Below are 922 nucleotides of genomic sequence, written 5' to 3' on the forward strand. Positions count from 1 at the left end.
CCTCCCCCCGGTATCCACCACCACCTGGCGTTGCAAGCTAGCCTTCGGCTGACCCGCCCCTTCACCCTCTTGGCTCCGTCGTCCCCTCGGGGCCCCCCTTTTCCGTGGTCTTCACCGATTGGCCCTCCACCACCAGGGCGCTGGGAGAGGCATACCGCCTTTCTCTTTCCCGGTCCCGCCGGACCAGGGCCTGAGCTGCCCTCTCCCAAACCCTTACAAGCTAACCTCCGGCTGACCTTTCTGCCCCTTGCGGAAGTAGGGGTAGGCCGTGGACCCGTGGGGTAGGTCATGGGCCATGGCGCGCCACTTGATGCCGTTTTCCAGAACGTACAGGATAGCGTTGCGGTTCCTTTGGGGTGGGGGCCCCAAAGACGATTTCTCGGCGAGCTACCTTGACGGGGCAACCCCCGGGCTTGGGAGCGGGGATCAGGGGCTCAAGGATGGCCCATTCCTCATCGCTGAGGTCGCTGGGGTGGGATGGGCGTGTCCTCTGCACCCTTCAAGGATACAAGACTTTTACGACAGCCTCTCAGAAGGCCGGGGGGCGGGGTATGGGGCAGCCTTGTAGCCAGAGCGTGAGGCCCAAGGGCCCGAGGAGGGTCAGCGGCAGGACGGGAGCCGCATGGTTTTCCTATCGGCGGAGGAAACCGGTCAGGGATCACTCTTTGGTGCTATGCGGACCCCCAAAAACTGGCTTCAAACCCTGGAGGAGAACGGGACTTCCGAATCCCCAAGTCCTCTCGGACACCGCAGAGGAAAGCGCTACGCTCTGCATGCTATCCCTATATGCCCTCGGGTGGGGATCTTTCCCCAAGGAGGTAATGAATGTGTGGACTCCCTTCTGTTGACGACATAGCCCTTTTTGAGCGGGCTCTCCCGGTCTACTTCAGAACCCCGATCTCCTTGTAGAACCGCTCTGCTC

General features: G+C 62.0%; 1 protein-coding gene. It reads right to left on the reverse strand.

Annotation, left to right across the window (positions count from 1 at the left end; translation table 11 throughout):
- Positions 1-213: 213 nt before the first annotated feature.
- Entirely contained in the window at positions 214-369 is a 156-nt protein-coding gene (locus L1087_RS13435; RefSeq protein ID WP_386082956.1) for a transposase, read from the reverse strand.
- Between the last annotated feature and the right edge of the window lie 553 nt (positions 370-922).

Origin of the sequence: Thermus tengchongensis (assembly GCF_021462405.1) — a bacterium.
Lineage (GTDB): Bacteria > Deinococcota > Deinococci > Deinococcales > Thermaceae > Thermus > Thermus tengchongensis.